16 protein-coding genes, 1 other RNA gene and 2 pseudogenes are annotated in these 19,190 nt (G+C 54.6%); 8 read left to right on the top strand and 11 right to left on the bottom strand.

Translation table 11 applies throughout. The features are described 5' to 3' along the window. The 6 genes from MDHKLMBL_RS21430 to grpE form a co-directional block, all read right to left on the bottom strand. The coding region (locus MDHKLMBL_RS21430) for a carbamoyl phosphate synthase preATP-grasp domain-containing protein (protein ID WP_419197283.1) at positions 1-124 on the bottom strand (124 nt) is incomplete at its 3' end. Positions 125-204: 80 nt separating this feature from the next. Continuing rightward, complete coding sequence (carA, locus tag MDHKLMBL_RS19995) at positions 205-1,335, bottom strand: glutamine-hydrolyzing carbamoyl-phosphate synthase small subunit (protein WP_206748293.1); 1,131 nt, start codon at positions 1,333-1,335, stop codon at positions 205-207. Positions 1,336-1,529: 194 nt separating this feature from the next. Next, a complete protein-coding gene (dapB, locus tag MDHKLMBL_RS19990; RefSeq protein ID WP_053113043.1) occupies positions 1,530-2,330 on the bottom strand; it encodes a 4-hydroxy-tetrahydrodipicolinate reductase in 801 nt (266 codons plus the stop codon). Between the two features lie 26 nt (positions 2,331-2,356). Continuing rightward, positions 2,357-3,484 (bottom strand): molecular chaperone DnaJ, encoded by a 1,128-nt coding sequence (dnaJ, locus tag MDHKLMBL_RS19985; protein ID WP_014578300.1) that lies wholly within the window; start codon positions 3,482-3,484, stop codon positions 2,357-2,359. A 78-nt stretch (positions 3,485-3,562) separates the two neighbouring features. Then, a complete protein-coding gene (gene dnaK / locus MDHKLMBL_RS19980) occupies positions 3,563-5,488 on the bottom strand; it encodes a molecular chaperone DnaK (protein ID WP_014578301.1) in 1,926 nt (641 codons plus the stop codon). 92 nt (positions 5,489-5,580) lie between these two features. After that, on the bottom strand, positions 5,581-6,180 hold the full coding sequence (gene grpE / locus MDHKLMBL_RS19975) for a nucleotide exchange factor GrpE (RefSeq protein ID WP_104272419.1): 600 nt from the start codon (positions 6,178-6,180) through the stop codon (positions 5,581-5,583). Between the two features lie 255 nt (positions 6,181-6,435). Between grpE and recN the strand changes: the two genes are divergently transcribed. Beyond that, on the top strand, positions 6,436-8,115 hold the full coding sequence (gene recN, locus MDHKLMBL_RS19970; RefSeq protein WP_104272424.1) for a DNA repair protein RecN: 1,680 nt from the start codon (positions 6,436-6,438) through the stop codon (positions 8,113-8,115). Between the two features lie 104 nt (positions 8,116-8,219). Here recN and fur read toward each other — a convergent pair whose 3' ends face one another. Next, positions 8,220-8,630 carry a ferric iron uptake transcriptional regulator gene (fur, locus tag MDHKLMBL_RS19965; protein ID WP_008171512.1) on the bottom strand — a complete coding sequence of 137 codons (411 nt, stop codon included), beginning with the start codon at positions 8,628-8,630 and terminating at the stop codon, positions 8,220-8,222. A 122-nt stretch (positions 8,631-8,752) separates the two neighbouring features. Between fur and MDHKLMBL_RS19960 the strand changes: the two genes are divergently transcribed. Continuing rightward, positions 8,753-9,079, top strand: a complete 327-nt coding sequence (locus tag MDHKLMBL_RS19960; protein WP_008171511.1) for an outer membrane protein assembly factor BamE — start codon at positions 8,753-8,755, stop codon at positions 9,077-9,079. Here the strand turns inward: MDHKLMBL_RS19960 and MDHKLMBL_RS19955 are convergent. The 3 genes from MDHKLMBL_RS19955 to MDHKLMBL_RS19945 form a co-directional block, all read right to left on the bottom strand. Next, positions 9,073-9,363, bottom strand: a complete 291-nt coding sequence (locus tag MDHKLMBL_RS19955) for an RnfH family protein (protein ID WP_008171510.1) — start codon at positions 9,361-9,363, stop codon at positions 9,073-9,075. The genes MDHKLMBL_RS19960 and MDHKLMBL_RS19955 overlap by 7 nt on opposite strands. Beyond that, on the bottom strand, positions 9,360-9,806 hold the full coding sequence (locus MDHKLMBL_RS19950) for a type II toxin-antitoxin system RatA family toxin (RefSeq protein WP_008171509.1): 447 nt from the start codon (positions 9,804-9,806) through the stop codon (positions 9,360-9,362). Before MDHKLMBL_RS19950 ends, MDHKLMBL_RS19955 begins: the two co-directional genes overlap by 4 nt. Before the next feature lie 72 nt (positions 9,807-9,878). Further along, positions 9,879-11,504, bottom strand: a complete 1,626-nt coding sequence (locus MDHKLMBL_RS19945; protein WP_104272417.1) for a sodium-dependent transporter — start codon at positions 11,502-11,504, stop codon at positions 9,879-9,881. A 200-nt stretch (positions 11,505-11,704) separates the two neighbouring features. Here MDHKLMBL_RS19945 and smpB point away from each other — a divergent pair, with 200 nt between their 5' ends. The 4 genes from smpB to MDHKLMBL_RS19925 all read left to right on the top strand — a co-directional run bounded on the left by smpB (position 11,705) and on the right by MDHKLMBL_RS19925 (position 15,398). Then, a complete protein-coding gene (gene smpB / locus MDHKLMBL_RS19940; RefSeq protein WP_008171507.1) occupies positions 11,705-12,184 on the top strand; it encodes an SsrA-binding protein SmpB in 480 nt (159 codons plus the stop codon). 140 nt (positions 12,185-12,324) lie between these two features. Next, the gene (locus MDHKLMBL_RS19935) at positions 12,325-13,743 is read left to right on the top strand and encodes a WS/DGAT/MGAT family O-acyltransferase (protein ID WP_104272415.1); all 1,419 of its coding nucleotides are present in this window, start codon (positions 12,325-12,327) and stop codon (positions 13,741-13,743) included. A 90-nt stretch (positions 13,744-13,833) separates the two neighbouring features. Continuing rightward, positions 13,834-14,198, top strand: a transfer-messenger RNA (tmRNA) gene (ssrA, locus tag MDHKLMBL_RS19930). A gap of 78 nt (positions 14,199-14,276) precedes the next feature. Then, positions 14,277-15,398 carry a hypothetical protein gene (locus MDHKLMBL_RS19925; RefSeq protein WP_104272413.1) on the top strand — a complete coding sequence of 374 codons (1,122 nt, stop codon included), beginning with the start codon at positions 14,277-14,279 and terminating at the stop codon, positions 15,396-15,398. On the opposite strand, the pseudogene MDHKLMBL_RS21245 reads toward MDHKLMBL_RS19925, so the two are convergent. Then, positions 15,395-15,621, bottom strand: a pseudogene (locus MDHKLMBL_RS21245) (tyrosine-type recombinase/integrase); the annotation flags it as partial. The gene MDHKLMBL_RS19925 and the pseudogene MDHKLMBL_RS21245 sit on opposite strands and share 4 nt — an antisense overlap. Before the next feature lie 711 nt (positions 15,622-16,332). Here MDHKLMBL_RS21245 and MDHKLMBL_RS19910 point away from each other — a divergent pair. Together MDHKLMBL_RS19910 and MDHKLMBL_RS19905 are read left to right on the top strand one after the other, a co-directional pair. Then, positions 16,333-18,669 carry an nSTAND3 domain-containing NTPase gene (locus tag MDHKLMBL_RS19910; protein ID WP_104272409.1) on the top strand — a complete coding sequence of 779 codons (2,337 nt, stop codon included), beginning with the start codon at positions 16,333-16,335 and terminating at the stop codon, positions 18,667-18,669. A gap of 51 nt (positions 18,670-18,720) precedes the next feature. Beyond that, a pseudogene (locus MDHKLMBL_RS19905) lies at positions 18,721-19,098 on the top strand (transposase); the annotation flags it as partial. Positions 19,099-19,190: the final 92 nt, after the last annotated feature.

Raw genomic sequence — 19,190 nt, 5'->3', positions numbered from 1 at the left:
AACCCTCTTCGCGCAGCGCCTTGCAGGCCTGGGCTCCGGAGTAATCAAACTCGCACGCCTGCCCGATCACGATGGGGCCGGCGCCCAGGATCAGGATGCTTTGGATGTCGGTACGTTTTGGCATGTCTTGGTAAACCTGTCAGCAACTTTTGAATTCTGGCAGCGCAACACGCGGCGCCCGTGAGTTTTCCGTGGCGATCGGTCTCAGGCCGATCGCGCCTCCATCAGGCGGATAAACTCGTCAAACAGCGGGGCCACATCATGGGGGCCGGGGCTGGCTTCCGGGTGGCCCTGGAAGCTGTAGGCCGGCTTGTCGGTCCGGCGAATGCCCTGCAGGGTGCCGTCAAACAGGGACTTGTGAGTCGCTTCGACATTGGCCGGCAGAGTTGCCTCATCCACGGCAAACCCGTGGTTCTGGCTGGTGATCATCACGGTGCCCGTGGCGATATCCTGAACTGGATGGTTGGCTCCGTGGTGGCCATGCCCCATCTTCATGGTCTTGGCACCGCTGGCCAGGGCCAGCAACTGGTGACCCAGGCAGATACCAAACACCGGAATCTCGGTTTCCAGCACTTCCTTGATGGCGGTGATGGCGTAATCACAGGGCTCGGGGTCCCCGGGGCCATTGGACAGGAACACACCGTCCGGGTTCATCGCCAGAACCTCGGAGGCCGGAGTCTGCGCCGGCACCACGGTGATGTCGCAGCCGCGGGACGCGAGCATGCGAAGGATGTTCAGCTTGACGCCATAATCCCAGGCAACCACCTTGAACCGTGATTCCTCACGCTCACCGTAACCCTCTTCGAGGGTCCACTCGGTCTCTTTCCAGGACCAGATCTTGTCGGAGGTAACCTCTTTTGCCAGATCCATACCCTTGAGGCCCGGGAAGGCTTTTGCCAGTTCCAGAGCCCGCTCGGCAGTGGCGTTTTCACCGGCAACGATGGCACCGTTCTGGGAGCCTTTGTCCCGGAGGATGCGGGTCAGACGGCGGGTATCAATGTCGGCGATCCCAACAATGTTGTTGCTTCGCAGGTAATCGTCCAGAGTTCCCTTGCTACGCCAGCTGCTGGCCAGCAGAGGCAGATCGCGGATAATCAGGCCGGCGGCCTGGATGCGGTCTGACTCGATGTCTTCTTCGTTCACACCGGTGTTACCGATATGCGGGTAAGTCAGGGTAACGATCTGGCGGGAGTAGGACGGGTCGGTCAGGATTTCCTGGTAGCCGGTCATGGCGGTGTTGAACACCACTTCGCCGCTGGTTTCTCCGTCAGCGCCGATGGCTGTGCCGTAGAACAGGCTTCCGTCTGCGAGTGCAAGGATTGCTGGTGTGCTCAAGGCTTGTATCCTCATCGAGTGGCGTATCGGTTCGTCACGAACAGGAACGCAAGCGCAAATTCAGGTTGCAAAAAAGCGAGACGGAGTCTTAACTCGGTCCCGCTTTTTCAGAATCTTTGTGCAAAGGTACGCTTGGTGCAGTCAAACCGCCTTATTGTAAAAAATATGGCGCTTTGTGTCCACGAGAAATGGCCTCACTTGAGGTCCAGCACGTCCTGCATATCATAAAGCCCGGCCGGCTTATCCTTCAGCCATAAAGCTGCCCGCATGGCACCCTTGGCAAAGGTCATCCGGCTGCTGGCCTTGTGGGTCACCTCGATACGCTCACCCTCGGTGGCGAACAAGACGGTGTGATCACCGACCACATCACCCGCCCGAATGGTTTCGAAACCGATTTCCTTGCGGGTTCGTTCGCCGGTGAAGCCCTCACGACCATAGACGGCACACTCTTTCAGGTCACGACCGAGGGCATCGGCAACAACTTCACCCATGCGCAGGGCCGTTCCCGAGGGCGCGTCTTTCTTGTGCCGGTGATGGGCTTCGATGATCTCCACGTCGTAGTCGTCACCCAGGGTTGCGGCGGCGGTGCGCAGCAGGTTGAGGACGACGTTAACACCCACACTCATGTTGGGCGCAAACACCACCGGCGTGGACTCGGCGGCCAGGGCCAGTTGCTGCTTTTCGGCGTCGGACATGCCGGTAGTGCCGATCACGAGCATCTTGCCGTTGGCCTTGCAGAACTCGGCGTTTTCCAGGGTCAGGTCCGGGAAGGTGAAGTCGACAAGCACATCGAAATCATCCTTCACATCGGCCAGGCTGCCGGCCATTTTGACGCCGGTTTTGCCGATCCCGGTCATTTCGCCGGCATCGGCGCCGATCAGGCTACTGCCGGGCTCGACCACGGCGGCACCCAGCTCGAGACCCTCAGTGCCGTCAACCGCTTCGATCAGGACTTTTCCCATGCGCCCGGCGGCGCCGATGATTGCTACCCTCATGCTCGCGTTCCTTCTTGTCGCGCCGATCAGAATTTCATTTCGTCGAAGAAGCTTTTCACACCTTCAAACCAGGAGGTCTTCTTCGGGCCGTGCTCTGTGCCGTTACTGGCATCCAGAGTTTTCTGGAACTCTTCCAGCAGCTCTTTCTGGCGCTTGGTCAGATTCACCGGCGTTTCCACGATCACACGGCACAGCAAGTCACCAGCAGGACCACCACGAACCGGGCTGACACCCTTGTTACGCAGACGGAACAGCTTTCCGGTCTGGGTCTCCGGTGGAATCTTCAGTTTCACCCGGCCATCCAGTGTCGGCACCTCGAGCTCTCCACCCAGGGAGGCATCAACGATGCTGATGGGAACTTCGCAATAGAGGTTGCGGCCATCGCGGGTAAAGATGGAATGTTCCCGCACGGCTATCTGCACATACAGATCTCCGGGAGGACCACCATCGACGCCCATCTCGCCTTCACCGGAAAGGCGAATGCGGTCACCGGTGTCAACGCCGGGCGGCACCTTGACCGACAGTGTTTTCTCTTCCTGAACCCTGCCCTGGCCGTGACAGGCCTTACAGGGGTTCTTGATGATCTGGCCGGAGCCCCGACAGGTCGGACAGGCCTGCTGTACGGTAAAGAAGCCCTGCTGCATGCGCACCTGCCCCATACCCTTACAGGTACTGCAGGTTTCCGGGCGGGAGCCTTTCTCGGCGCCGCTGCCGTCGCATACTTCACATTCGCGATGCCCCGGGATCTTGATCTGGACCGTCTTGCCTTTCACGGCCTCTTCCAGATCCAGCTCCAGGGTGTAGCGCAGGTCCGCACCCCGGGTGTTGCGGCCACGACCGCCGCCACCAAAGATGTCGCCGAATACATCGCCGAAGATATCCGAGAAGCTGGCACCGCCGCCTCCGAATCCGCCGCCACCGGCCTGGCCGTCAACGCCGGCGTGGCCGAACTGGTCGTAGGCAGCCCGCTTGGACGGCTCTGCCAGTACTTCGTAGGCTTCGCTGGCCTCCTTGAACTTGTTCTCGGCTTCGGTGTCGTCCGGGTTACGGTCGGGGTGGTACTTCATGGCGAGCTTTCGGTAGGCTCGCTTGATTTCCTTCTCGTCCGCGTCTCGGGAAATCCCGAGAATCTCGTAATAATCGCGCTTGGCCATGCTTTTAAAACCCTGTTTTTAAACGCGGAAAACGCGGGGATCTCCCCGCGTTTTCCAACTACCTGATGTACGTCAGATTTATCGCTTGTCGTCGTCTTTGACTTCTTCGAACTCAGCGTCGACAGCATCGTCAGACTTCTGGCCCTGGGCTTCTTCCTGCCCACCGGCCTGCTGGGTCTGATCCGCCTGATCTGCATACATCTTCTGGGCCAGCTCGGAAGAGACCTCGGTCAGCTTCTGAGTCTTGGCTTCGATGTCTTCCTTGTCGGAACCTTCCAGAGCGGTTTCAAGCTCCTTGATGGACGCTTCGATGGATTCTTTCTCGCTGTCGCTGACCTTGTCACCGGCTTCGTTCAATGTCTTGCGAACGGCGTGAACCATCGCGTCGCCCTGGTTGCGAACCTGGACAAGCTCTTCGAACTTGCGATCTTCCTCGGCGTTGGCCTCGGCGTCCTGAACCATCTTCTCGATTTCGTCATCGTTCAGACCGGAAGAGGCCTTGATCACGATCGACTGTTCTTTACCGGTCGCCTTGTCTTTGGCGGACACGTTCAGGATACCGTTGGCGTCGATATCGAAGGTAACTTCAATCTGCGGCACACCACGCGCTGCCGGCGGAATATCAGCCAGATCGAAACGGCCCAGCGATTTGTTCTGGGCAGCCTGCTTACGCTCACCCTGAACCACGTGGATGGTTACCGCGGTCTGGTTGTCGTCCGCTGTGGAGAACGTCTGCGACTTCTTGGTCGGAATCGTGGTGTTCTTGTCGATCAGCGGAGTTGCCACACCGCCCATGGTTTCAATACCCAGGGTCAGCGGGGTTACGTCCAGCAGCAGAACGTCCTTCACATCACCGGAGAGAACGGCCGCCTGGATGGCAGCACCCATCGCCACAGCTTCGTCCGGGTTAACGTCCTTGCGAGCTTCTTTGCCGAAGAACTCTTTCACTTTTTCCTGCACCAGCGGCATGCGGGTCTGACCGCCGACCAGGATAACCTCGTCGACTTCCCCTGCCTTCATGCCTGCGTCCTGCAGCGCCACTTTACACGGCTCGAGGCTGCGCTGAACCAGGTCTTCTACCAGAGATTCCAGCTTGGCACGGGTCAGTTTCACGTTCATGTGCTTGGGACCAGACGCGTCTGCGGTGATGTACGGCAGGTTAACGTCGGTCTGCTGGCTGCTGGAAAGCTCGATCTTGGCTTTCTCGCCCGCTTCCTTCAGACGCTGCATCGCCAGGGAATCGCCGCGCAGGTCGATACCGCTGTCTTTCTTGAACTGGTCTGCCAGGTACTCGATGATCTTCAGGTCGAAGTCTTCACCACCGAGGAAGGTGTCACCATTGGTGGCCAGAACCTCGAACTGGTGCTCACCGTCAACATCGGCAATTTCGATGATGGACAGGTCAAAGGTACCACCGCCCAAGTCATATACCGCCACGGTACGATCGCCGCTCTTCTTGTCCAGGCCATAAGCCAGGGCTGCTGCGGTCGGCTCGTTGATAATCCGCTTCACTTCCAGACCGGCGATCTTGCCTGCATCTTTGGTAGCCTGACGCTGGCTGTCGTTGAAGTAGGCCGGAACAGTGATGACGGCTTCGGTCACTTTTTCGCCCAGGTAGTCTTCTGCAGTCTTCTTCATCTTCTTGAGAACTTCTGCAGACACCTGAGGCGGTGCCATTTTCTCGCCCTTCACTTCAACCCAGGCATCACCGTTATCTGCCTTGGCAATCTTGTAGGGCACCATCTTGATGTCTTTCTGAACCACATCGTCTTCAAAACGACGACCGATCAGACGCTTGATGGCGTACAGGGTGTTGTTCGGGTTGGTAACCGCCTGGCGCTTGGCTGACTGGCCAACCAGGGTCTCACCATCGTCGGTGTAGGCGATGATGGACGGGGTGGTGCGATCACCCTCGGCGTTCTCGATTACCTTCACCTTGTCGCCATCCATGATGGCTACACAAGAGTTGGTCGTTCCCAGGTCGATACCGATAATCTTGCTCATTGAGTCACTCCAATTCTTCTGAATGCTTTCCAGGAGGCCATTTGCCTCCGCTTTCGCTATTTACTGGCTATATTGGCGCTTTAATCGGCTTTTCAAGCCTGCTCATCAATTTTTGGTGCATCTTCCGCTTTCGCGACCACCACCATGGCCGGCCGCACAACACGACCATTCAGCAGATACCCTTTCTGCACCACGGCTACCACGCTGTTCGGCTCAGCATCCGGCGCAGGCACCATGGACATGGCCTCGTGATGCTGGGGATCGAACGGCTCGCCCACCGGGTTGATCTGCTCAACGTTGAATTTCTTCAGGCTGGACATGAAAAGACTCAGGGTCATTTCCACGCCTTCACGAATTGAGGCAACCAGTTCGCCGGACTCATCGTGCCCCTCGGTGCTCTCGACCGCCTTCTCAAGGCTGTCAGCTACCGGCAGCAGCTCCTTGACGAACTTTTCCAGGGCAAACTTGTGCGCCTTCTCAACGTCGATCTCGGCCCGACGGCGCACGTTCTGCATTTCCGCTTGGGAGCGCAGCATCTGCTCTTGGAATTCCTGAACCTGAGCCTGGAGCGCTTCCACTTCGGAGGTTTCGCTGTCGCCGGCTTCGCCTTCAGCCGCCTGGGCCTCCTCTTTCGCAGCCTCGAGGGCTTCGTTCAGTTCCTCGTGCTCGTTGCGGTTCTCGTCAGTGCTCATGGCTACTCCTGCTTCATCTAAAGCGGCCCGCTGTCAGTGGCCGGTTAAACATGGGCTCCGGCCGCCTCGAGCCGGAAAATGTCGTTGCGAACGGATATGGGGCCCGCTCTCCAGGTTTCAACCACCAAAGCCTGCAATCCTGAAGAAAATACCTGCCTCAGGTTTGCAAACCACAAAAACCCTGTATATATTCACAGTCACTGTATACATCCACAGTGTTTTGCCGGTTTCAGGAACAACGCGGAGGTTATCTGCATGCTGACTCAACTTACGGTTTCCAATTACGCCATCGCTGAACGGGTGGAACTCCAGTTCAGCAAGGGCATGACCGCATTGACCGGCGAGACCGGCGCCGGAAAATCCATCGTTCTGGACGCCCTCGGCCTGGCCATGGGTGGCAGAGCCGATGCCGGCGCCGTCCGGCATGGCGCCAAACGCGCCGACATCACAGCGACCTTCGACGTATCCGGCATTCCCGAGGCAACCGAATGGTTGGCAGAACACGAGCTGGATGACGACAACGATTGCATCCTGCGCCGGGTCATCAGCAAGGATGGCCGCTCCCGCGCCTACATCAATGGCCAACCCTGCCCCCTGAACCACCTCAAGGAATTGGGCGGTGTGTTAATGGATATTCACAGCCAGCATCAGCACCAGTCTCTTTTGCGCAAGGAAACCCACCGCAAGCTGGTGGACGAGTTCGCCGGCGTTGAAACCCTGGCCGCTGAAACACGGGAAGCCTGGAAATCCTGGAACCAGATCCGCCAGCGGCTGACCGAACGCCAGCAGAATGCCGATGAAGCAGAGGCGAAACTCCAGCTTTTGCGGTATCAGGTGGAAGAACTGGATCGTCTGGCCCTGGAAGAGGGCGAGCAGGAAAATCTGGAACAGGAGCAGGCGCAGCTCAGCCAGGCGGATACGGTTCTGCACAACAGCCATCAGGCCGCCCTTCTTTGCACCGAAGATGAAACCAGCGCAGTGGATCTGGTGCGCCAGGCGTTACAGCAGCTGGAGCAGCTTCCGGTGGATGTTCCCGCACTGGCAGACACGATCCAGATGCTGAACGAAGCCCAGATCCAGATCAGTGAGGCCGGCGACAACCTTCGCCACTTCGTCGAGGACTACGAGGCCGATCCGGCTCGACTGGCGGAAGTGGAAGAACGGCTGAGCGCCATCTACCAGATGGCCCGCAAACACCGGATCACACCGGAAGAATTACCGGAACTGCATCAGCGCCTGAGTGCCGAGCTGGCCGAGCTGGACGGTGGCGAGGGCAGCCTGAAGCAGCTGGCCGCAGAGCTGGACAGCCAGCGCGGACGCTTCGATGCGCTGGCCGCGGAGCTGTCAGAGGCCCGTGCCAGGGCCGCCGCCGAACTGGATCAGCGGGTCGCAGCGGAGCTCGCCCAGTTAAGCATGCCCAACATGCAGTTCATTACACACCTGAACCGCAGCAACGGTGGGGAGCCGGCGCCCCACGGACTGGAAGAGATTGAATTCCTGGTCAGCGCCAACCCGGGGCAGCCTGCGCGGCCACTGGCCAAAGTAGCCTCCGGCGGCGAACTGTCGCGGATCAGCCTTGCCATCCAGGTGGTGGTTGCCCAGACATCAACCACACCCACACTGGTCTTCGATGAAGTGGATGTCGGCATTGGCGGCGGCACGGCCGAGGTGGTTGGCCGACTGTTACGGACTCTTGGCGGCAACGGGCAGGTGCTCTGCGTCACCCACCTGCCGCAAGTGGCGGCCCAGTGTCATCAGCACCTGTTTGTCAGCAAGTTCACCGAGCAGGATGCCACCTTCTCGAAAATCGAGACGCTGGACGATCAGGGCAGAATCAGTGAAGTGGCGAGAATGCTGGGAGGCGTGGACATGACCGAACATACGATCGCTCATGCCAGGGAAATGTTTTCAAAGGGGCAGGCAACCCATCACTGAGCCGCGAGCAACTATCCACTACCCCTCTCGATCCTGAGAGCTGTTGGGGCGGGCCATAAACCCGCCCCTTTTTTCGTTCCTTGAGCCAACGGCCCGAGCCAGGCTCAGGACTTGATCGGCTTTACGTACAGAATCAGGCTGTGATCGACGATTTCGTAACCGTGCTCTTCGGCAATCTTCTTTTGTCGCTCTTCAATGACCTCGTCGACAAACTCGACTACCTCACCCGTCTGGGTGCACACCATATGGTCGTGGTGGTCGTCGCCAGCCATCTCGAACACGGCATGGCCGCCCTCAAAATTATGGCGCAGTACCAGCCCTGCTGCTTCAAACTGCGTCAGCACCCGGTAGACTGTTGCCAGCCCCACGTCATCGCCTTGCTCCAGAAGCTTCTTGTATACATCTTCGGCACTGAGGTGATGCTCCTCCGCGGTCTCCAGAATATTGAAGATTTTGACCCGCGGCAGAGTCACTTTCAGACCGACTTTTCGTAATTCGGCGTTTTCGGATGACATGTTACTATTCACTCTTTGGTGTGCCTCACGGCTTCCGGTATGATGAAGCCGCCATTGAACGGTTAACCCGTGTCACACCTGCCTCTGGCAGGCGATTTCAAGATAGAGGATTTCCCCCGGCGATGCAAAAGCTCACAGCTCTCATTCTCACTTTCGTTCTATCCGGTTGCGTTTTCCCGGGCGTCTACAAAATCAACGTCCAGCAGGGAAACATCGTTACCGATGAGGAGCTGACGCAACTGACCGAGGGCATGCCACGCAGCCAGGTGCACGCAGTGATGGGAACACCGCTCATGCTCAACCCGGTTGACCCCTCCCGCGAATACTACGTGTACACCTTCCAGAGAGAAGGCGGGGACATCCAGGAACAGCGAATCATCGTGTACTACGAAGAAGACCAGTACGCCTATTACGAGGCACAACTGCTGGAAGAAACGCCGGCCTACTGAGCCTGATCTTTCTTTTTCGCCCGATTCAGTCGCGCCTGCTTCGGATCGATCTTCAGCGGGCGATACAGTTCCACCCGGTCACCTTCACGCAGTTCGTGGGCGGCCGGGTCCTTGATCACCTTCCCGAACACGCCCATATCAATCGTATCCGGATCGATCTCCGGAAAAATATCGCTGATCCCGGACAGCTTGGCCGCTTCCAGCGCGGTCGTGCCCTCGGGCACATTTACCGGCACAATTTCCTGCCGGTCAGGCCGGGCATAGGCCACTTCCACCTGAATCATGCACCCTCCTTCCGGTAAAGCTCATCAGCGCGCCGGCAAAAGGCATCCACCATCGTATTGGCCGCCTGACTGAATACCGGCCCGAAGGTCATCCTTGAAAGCGATCCGGAGAACTCGAACTCCAGGGTCAGGATCACCTTGCAGGCGTTCTCATCCAGGGATTTGAAATGCCAGCGACCGGTCAGGTTGCGAAAAGGGCCATCCACCAGGTTCATCTCGATCGCCTCCGGCATCAGCAACTGATTCCGGGTCGTAAGCGTATGCCGCACCCCACCCTTGGCAATTTCAAGCGACGCTGTCACCTGCTCGGGCTGGCGCTCATGAATCTCCGCGCCAGCGCACCAGGGGAGAAACTCCGGGTAACGGGCGATGTCATTCACCAGGTGAAACATGCGCTCGGCGGAGTGCATAACCAAAGCTGTTTTATCAATCTGATGGGGCATTGGAACCGGTTGTCCTGCTTGCAAACACGCTGTGAAAAGGTTGCAGACTTCTGGAAAGGAAGAGAGCCTCAATCACACGCTATCATAAAGGATATCGTCCTGTTTTGGGGCTTTTTCGCCTGACTTACCACCATTTTCCTTCACCTCCGGCGACTTCTGATCTGACGCGGGCGCTGTCTTCTCGGCCTCGGCGGCTTTCTCCTCCGGCTCGGCCGGCGTAGCGGCAAAAGGCCGATCTCTCGCTGGCACTTCCCCGTCTTCCGAGACCATGGCAGCAGGCTGATCGCACCAGGCTGCAACATTGCCGTTGCTGCACAGGTTAGCCAGTGAAAAGGCCGTGTACTGAATCCCTATCCAGGCAACCACGAGGGGCAGCACCAGGCGCATCACCCAGAACCAGATGCCGGCGAACAGTTTTGGCGTTGCGCCGAGCATGGTACCCGAAAGGTGCCGGGTCAGGCACCAGCCGGTAAACAGCGCAATCAAGATGGCCACGAGCGGAATCAGCAGGCCACCGGTGATCAACTCCAGCCAGCGGAACATGGTGGCGCCGCCCATCCGCTCCTCGGCCCAGACATTAAACGACAGCAGAGACGCGAGCCCCGCCAGCCACACCGACAGACCAATCAGCAGCACCGACAGTGCCCTGGGCGCCCCGGTCCACTCACGGAACCAGCCCACGATGGGCTCCAGCAGATTCAGGGATGTGGTCCAGACAATCAGCACCACCAGCAGAAAAACAGCGGCGATCACGAACTGGCTCGCGGGCAGCTGGGCCAGCGTGACCGGCATGGAAACAAAGAGCAGGCTGAAGCCCCGTTCACCGTCAAAGCTGTTGCCGTCTGTTGCGATCGCGAAGATCATCAGGCCAGCCAGGATCGCCACCAGGGTATCCATCAGCACCACGGCCAGAATCGAACGCTTCAGACGGGTTTGAGGCGTGGTGTACGAGCCCAGTATCGCCCAGACACCCATACCGAGCCCGAGCGTAAAAAAGGCATGAAACAATGCGGCTTTCAGGCTTTCCCAGGAAAGGTCCTCGGGATGCATGGCCAGAATATGGTTGATGGCCCCGTCGATCCGACCATGCCAGGCAGCCAGGGCGAACAGCACGAGCATCAGCACCAGGGCGCCCGGCACAACCACCCTCAGGGCCCTTTCCAGCCCCCTCACTACGCCCTGCGCCGAGACCCAAAGTACCAGTAGCAGAAAGAAGATATGCCAGCCCATGAATACCCGGTACTGCCTGGGGTCGGACACCAGCCCCGCCAGAATCCCGGTTGCCTCTGCCTCACCGGCGCCGGAGAAACGGCCAAGTGCGCCGAAGAACACGTAAGCCAGAGCAATGGATCCGAAGACTGCCGTAAAAGAGAGCACCAGAAAGGCGGCCAGTATGCTGAGCCGGCCAACCGCCATCCAGGCCCGGGACTGCCTGGCACTGCGAATGAGCCCGTCCATAGCCAGCACAATGCCGTGGCGGGAATACCGACCAACAGCCGCTTCAGTCACCATCAGTGGCAGGGTCACCAGCAGCAGACAGGCGAGGTAAAGCAGGATGAACAAGCCACCACCATGCAGACTGGCCAGATAAGGGAACTGCCACAGGTTGGCAAGACCCACGGTAGCGCCCACCGCGGCCCAGAAGAAGGTTGATTTTCGGGTAAAGGACCCGATATGTGTCTGATACGGCGTAGGCATTCGCGTCCCTGAGGCCACCTAACAGGTCGGGGAGAAAGTCTGGGCCAGTATTGTAGCTGAAGGATCCCGTCGCGCACGAACCGGACACCGCCACAACGCCGAATTCGTGACCGGTCCGCCACTGTTGGGCTACAATGCGCCTTTTTCCGGCTGCAGCAACGCCGGCCCGTTCATTCGTCCGACCCCGGATTCATTGATTCATGAGCAAGAAAAAACCCGGAACGCCGAGCAATACCATTGCGCTGAACAAAAAGGCGAAGCACGAGTATCACATTGAGGAACGCTTTGAAGCGGGTCTCTCCCTGCTGGGCTGGGAAGTGAAGTCCTTGCGTGCGGGCAAGGCCCAGCTGGTGGACGCCTATGTGCTGCTCAAGGACGGCGAAGCCTGGTTGCTCGGCTCTCACATTACCCCGTTGATTGCGGCGTCCACCCACGTGATCGCAGACCCCACGCGCACGCGCAAGCTCCTGCTTCACGCCAAGGAAATTGCCAAGATCGTTGGCAAGGTCAACCAGGCCGGCTACACCTGCATCCCGCTGGCGTTGTACTGGAAAAACAACAAGGTCAAATGCGAAATCGCCCTGGTAAAAGGTAAGAAGCTGTTCGACAAGCGGGCTACCGAGAAAGAACGCGACTGGAACCGCCAGAAGCAACGCATCCTGCGCGAAACCAACGTTTGATCCTGCCCGCCACCAATTAACAAATACCTGACGCCGGTCATGGCCGGCGTGAACGGGTATGTCGCATACTCACTCTCTTTGTTCAGAATTCCATCGGGCCTATACTCGGGAACTCTGGTGCATGGCAAAGGGAGCCGCTTATGTCACCCAAACAGATACCAATGTCCGCCGTAGACCGCGCCTGGCTACGCATGGACTCGCCCCAGAACCCCATGATGATCTGCGGGGTATGGACACTGGAACGCCCCGTATCGATGAACCGCCTCAGGCACACGCTCGAGGAGCGGTTTCTCTGCTTCAACCGGTTCCGGCAACGGGTGATCGACACTGGCGACCGGGCGTACTGGCAGGACGATCCCCTGTTCGATCTGGACAACCATCTGCACCGCATCGCCCTGCCGGGCAAGGCCGACAAAGCGGAACTCCAGAAGCTGGTCAGTGACATGAACAGCACGTCGCTGGATTTCCGGCAACCGCTCTGGCAAATGCACTACATCGACAATTATGGGGACGGCGGCGCGCTACTCATCCGCATTCACCACTGCATTGCCGATGGCATCTCGCTGGTTCGTGTAATGCTGTCACTCACCGATAAAACGCCGGAACCCAGGCTGGGCAAAGTGGCCCGCAAGCGTCGCTCCAAGCACGGCAGGAAATCGGCCATCCAGAACTTCCTGCACCGTGCCGTGGACAGCGCGCAGACAGCTACCAACCAGGCCAAACTGTTTATCCAGTCCGTCCGTGAGGAGCCCAACTACCCGTTAAAACTGGCCACCACCGCCAGCGGTGTCGCCCTTGACCTTCTGAAACTTGGCCTGGCGCCTGGCGAACCCAAAACCGGCCTGAAAGAGCCCTTATCCGGGCGCAAACAAGTGGCCTGGGCCGATCCCCTCGACCTTGCCGAGGTAAAGGCCTGCGCCAAGGCTCTGGGAGGTACCATCAACGATGCCCTCCTTTGCACCGTTACAGGCGCCTTGCAGAGACATTTTGCCGCCCACAAGGAAACCATCCCCGAGTGCGGCATTCGGGTCGCCGTTCCGTTCAATCTGCGCCCTCTTGATCAGCCCATCGAAACCCTCGGCAACAAGTTCGGACTCGTACTGGTTACCCTGCCGGTGGAAGTGAGAGACCCGCTCATGTGCTTCCGCCAGGTGCAGGAGAACATGAACCGGCTCAAACGGTCCTATCAGGCCCAGGTTACATACAGCCTGCTTGATATCTTCGGGCGCGGCCCCGATGTTATTGAACGAAGGGCCCTGGATCTGCTCAGCAACAAGGCCTCGGCGGTACTGACCAACGTGCCCGGCCCGAAAGAGCCCCTGTATCTGGCGGGCAGCAAGCTGACCCAGCCCATGTTCTGGGTTCCCCAGAGCGGCAGCATCGGTATCGGCATGAGTATTCTCAGTTATGCCGGCACCGTGCAATTCGGCATCACCGTGGACAAGGCGATTCACGCGGATCCGGACGCCGTGATGGGCTACTTCCGGGAAAGCTTCGAGGCCCTGAGCCACGCGGCCCTGGCAGGCCGCCATGACGCCATTGAGCGCAAGGCCAGCTAGGGTTCTAGGTACATCTACAGCCCCGAAAGCACAAAACTGCAACAAAGAAACCTTGAAGTCCGGCAAACCGGACACATATACTGAAGGTAAGGGGACGACATGGCTTCGACGCCGGTGGCGAACCCTTGAGTGCATGTCGAGATGGCAGCCAATCTCGTTAATCCAAAGCTGCAACGCAATAGTCGCAAACGACGAAAACTACGCACTAGCAGCGTAAGCTGCTAGTCGTCCTGACCGGGTCGCCCGTAGCCCGGAAGCAACATCTCAGGACGTCATCGCTTACGGGATGCTCCGTTACCCAGAGTTCACTGGTTAACGGCTAAGATTTAAAGAACTCGGTTCTTGCACCCTGGCTCTCGGGTCGCTTGAACTTAAATCAATAGAGAGACGCTAAACATGTAGACCTCAAGGCTGAGTACTGGCGGACGCGGGTTCAATTCCCGCCGTCTCCACCAAACAACCAAGAGAAAGCCCCTGATTTCAGGGGCTTTTTTTTGCCCCATCTTTAAGCTTCTGCCCAAAAGGTCCACGGAATGACCACATTAAAAAAACTCCAAGCATTTTTGCCGGGCAAAAAGCTGAACGATCCAAGTGCTACGCTCTTCACGAGCAAGGCCTTCTGGTACGCCATATGTGTACCTGTGTTGCTTTCGACAACTTTAATATGGATCGCATCACTAAACTCTAGCTTGACCCCAGACCTTTCCGCTGAGGGCCTAGCTGTATTCTATGACCTGTTCAAACTCCCTATCGCGATTGCAGGCCTCTCAATTCCCTGCGCAGCTCTCGTTGCCTCGCATTTGCGCTCGATCCAAACCACCGCCCAGATAAACCAGCAAAAGGAACAACTCAACCAACAGGCGGAGCAAAACAGCTTTTCAAACTCCCTCGAGCACAGGAAACAATTCCTGTCATTCTTCGAAAGGATGAACCCTTTTGAAGACCTCGAATGCCTGCCTGGGTGGAAACTTTATGACAATCTCTTCCCTGACGCGCCAGATGGCCAATTTCATCTTAATCCTGATATTGAGTATCTAATAGAGCAAATCCAAGAAGCCACAACAGACCTCAAGTCGGTAGCCATTAAGTTTGAAATTGAACACCACTACGAGCCTGGTTTTGCACTTATGCAGGCAGAGACGATCCGGCATAACATTTATGAACTCACAAGAATCACCATCACCAATCTGCATAGAGCAACCAACGTTCCAATGAACAAACTTCATGACATCGGTTTGGAGCTGCAGGGTGTAACTATGGGGTTGGTGAACTGCGCTAATTTCCACGCCACTACCGTAAATGAGGGAAAATTCCGAGCCGTTATGCAAGCTATATACGGCCTAGTTGATCAAACAGAATATCGAGCGCGATGCGAACGCATAAGAGAAGGGATGCTCTTTGCTCTTCCTGAAAGCGTTTCCGGCAAGGGAGTCGAGCAACAACTTGAAAGCGCAAGAGAGGCTATCAAAAGCATACTGGAACGCGAAGCCGCCAAAAAAGCGTTTAAGGTCTGTGACCCGCTGATCTTGGATCAGGAAGTTCTCTGGGTCATTAGATATGAACTTCCGAAGGAAAAGAGAATGTACGCGTGGCTTTGCCTGCCAGAGAGTTTAAAGGAGGCAACAAAAAAACTACCTGAAGAGCTTAACTCCTAAACTCTGAGCCCCAATTCTACAACACCCTGCAAGTGGTGATTGGAAAGGTCAGCGTAACGCATCGTCATATTACTCGTTGAATGGCCTAGAATTTTTTGCAAACTCAAAATATCCCCCCATCCATAACGAAGTGGCTTGCAAAGGGATGAAGTAAAACGTGAGCAGCCTGTCCTGATGGCAATTCTATCCCTGTTTTGTCCAAAGCACGCCTGAAGGCGGACAATAAGAAGCTGAAACTTCTGTTAGGCTAGTGTGCTGGGCGTAGCGGTCCTGCGTCATGACCGGGGTTGCGATCAGAATGATTTGCTTTTGCTCGTCCACTGTTTTGCACTCTGCTACACTGATTTTCATTACTGGTGCGCAATATTGGGTGCACCCACTTCTGGGTATACACGTTTTTGTATACACCACTTAAGGTATATTCATTTTTGTGTACTGTCAATGGATTTAGCCAGAAAAATTAGAGCAATAAGAGAGGCAGAGACGTCAGGACGTCAGGAATTCTGTGACCTTTTGGGCGTCAACAAAGGCACGTTGACCAGGATTGAGCAGACCGGTCAGGTCCCTAAAGGGGACCTCTTAGAAGAAATATGTAAAAAGTGGCCGAAGTACACACTCTGGCTAATGACAGACGAAACTGAAGAATCATGTGGCCAAATTGACCCACGGACAGAAATAGCCAGAAGAAAAAACAGCCTGAAAGCAGGATAGGTTTCAGCATTGGGGCGCGAATCGCCCGGAATTGGCACAGAAACCGACAGAGGGAATTAGAAGAACAAGAGGGATAGGTGGCAAATTTCAGGCAATACCAAATCTCAAGCTTATACTTATAGCGCTAGAACCACATTTTTTTAATAAACTTCTCGAATGGGCGATAAAAGCATCAAAAAACGCTACCAAAGGGCGCCCTGCTATCTGACAAGGATTTTGGAAAATGGCGTACAACCTCACTGTACTGGATCCATTTGAGTTCGAAGAACTTGTTTGCGACATTTTCACAAAAAAATTTGATGAATTGATAGAATCGTTCAAAGTCGGTGCAGACCAAGGAATTGACCTAAGACATATTTGCGCCGACAAAAACGCAACTACAATCTTCCAGTGCAAACGATATGACGAGAATGGTTTCTATGAACTGAAAAGAAGCGCCAAAAAAGAGAAAGAAAAAATAGATTTATTAGCCCCTGAAAAATACGTATTAGTTACCTCGATTCCTCTGAGCCCAAAAAACAAGAAAGAACTTCTAGACATATTGAAGCCGTGGTGCAAATCCGAAAGTGATATTTTAGGAAAGAACGAAATAAACACTCTACTAAGCACATATCCGTCGGTATTGAAAAAACATTTCAAGTTATGGATTTCCAGCACAACAATACTAGAGAGTATTCTTCACTCACACACTTTTAATTACACCGACAATGAAATTGAATCCTTTATTGAAGACCTTCCAAAAATGGTAATTCACGAGGGGTTCTACAGGTGTAAGGATATTGTAGAGAACCATAACCACGTATTAATATCAGGAGATCCTGGAATAGGAAAAACAACTGTAGCAAAACTATTAATGCTCGACTTCATGTCTGCCGGATACGAGGTAGCTTTTGTAGGGACAAATATCGACGAGGCATGGTCCCTTTTACACAAAACAAAAGAAGAGAACACGAAGCTTGCGATAGTGTATGATGACTTTCTGGGCAGGACCGATTTCAACGAAAACAAACTCACAAAGAACGAAGACAGAAGAATCTTAGACTTAATCAAGAAGTGCGAAAAATCAAGCAATACAAAATTAATACTTACAACAAGAGAGTATATTTTCGAAGATGCCAAGCGGCAACACGGAGCATTGCACGACAATGAGCGCGAGTTCGAAAAATACGCAATTAAACTGGATGACTACACCAAAAAAAATAAAGCTCAAATACTTTTCAACCATCTATACTTCTCGAAACTTCCGGAATCAAAATTAGTAAAGTTTGTAGAGTCCAAGATATATAATATTTTAATCTATCATAAAAACTTCAACCCGCGTATCATTGCAACGTTCTGCAACAGTAAAACTGCAAAACAGTATACTGACGACGAATATATAGAATATATTAAAAAGGCATTCAGCAACCCTGTAGCAATATGGGAGAAGCCATTCCACGATGACATAAGCGAAACAGCAAAAATAATTCTTCTTATTCTTCTTTCATTAGATGGCCAATCACATTTCGATGAACTCAGGTCACTGACTTCCAAGACGATCAAAAGACCTACGAGCTTAGAGTTTGAAACAGAATTTCTTAACTCGCTTAAACAGCTTGAAGGAAACTTCACCAAAACCCAAAGAATCAAAAGTGAAACTGAGTCCACATACTTGGTTAGATTTAGCAACCCATCTATCGAAGACTTCCTAATAAACTTATCGAGAAAAAATCCTTCATATATCAGAGATATAGTGGACAGCATACAGTTCTTCTCTCAAATTACACATTTGATACCAATACTTGTAACAAAGGAGCCACCCAATAATTACAAGTCTGATCTAATAGAAGAACTATTGAAAAAGACAATAAGCTTAGAAGGCAGCTTTAGGAAACGGCCAATAGCCTCCTTCAATCGGAACTCGTTATTTTGGTATACCGAAGGCATTTCGGTTTTCTCTGTAATAGCTGCAGCCCTAATTTTAAGAGAGGCTATTCACAAGAGGATTCCGGAAGAACTCCTCGAAAAAATGACAAAAACCGAGTTTTGGAATGAAGAAATAAAAAAGAGCGCCATGCCTGGCAATGTTACATCTCAGCTTGGTGCGTTAGTCGGATATATCGCTGAGTCAAATTTCTATGACGACTACGAAAAACATCTATTTGAAAAAAGTCTGAGAAAATCAATCCTGACCGACGAGCATATCGACTCATTCGCAATGGGCCTGGATGACGTCATAAATCTGGAGTATGTCTTAACCAAAATTGGCAAGACATTGAGCTATGATGAAATGGATTTTCTATTACGTTTCACCGAGATGAGGATACTTCCCGACCTAGTTGGTGGTCACGACTTGGATGAGTTAGAGCATGCTTTGAACGCTGTTGAAGACAGTTTTTTACGGTCTTCAGTCATCGAGGACGAAATATCTATTAGACTCGCCGAGCTAGAAGACGTAAGAGAACGTATGAGCAAATATACTTCAAGTCACGGCAGTGGGGAAGAGGCCGACAAAGAGGGGAAAATAGACTTAGACTCGATGTTCAGCGGTCTCAAGGAGGCTGTAAACCAAATTGTGTAACTGCCCACGACTGAGTAACCTTTTCAAAAGGATACCATCGTGGGTACGCAATTGGACCAAGAAAAACTCAAAGCCATGGCCACCGAGCTGGCCAAGGACATCAAGTCTGAAAAAGATCTAGGAGCCCTCACTCAGCAACTGGTCAAGCTCACCGTCGAGACCGCTCTCAACGCCGAACTGGACGAGCATCTTGGATACGAGAAGCATGCTCCTGAAGGCCGTGGCACTGGCAACAGCCGTAACGGCTATTCTGCCAAGCGCCTGAAGGGCCAGCACGGCGAAGTGGCGATAGAAGCCCCTCGTGACAGGGACGGCTCCTTCGAGCCGCAGTTCGTCCGTAAAGGCCAGTCCCGCCTGACCCAGATGGATGACCAGATCCTGGCGCTATACGCCAAGGGCCTGTCAACAACAGTGAGTTTTGACCGATTTTTATCAGTTTAGATTGTCCGGTTTTCATCAGTTTTCAGTGACCGCTTTTTGAGTGTCCGGGTCGTCAGATTCCTCCTGTTGTTGAGTAGTAC

It is taken from the genome of Marinobacter flavimaris, from assembly GCF_002933295.1.
GTDB lineage: Bacteria > Pseudomonadota > Gammaproteobacteria > Pseudomonadales > Oleiphilaceae > Marinobacter > Marinobacter flavimaris.
The sequence above is the reverse complement of the archived record's forward strand: the minus strand, read 5'-3'. Positions and strand labels throughout refer to the sequence as shown.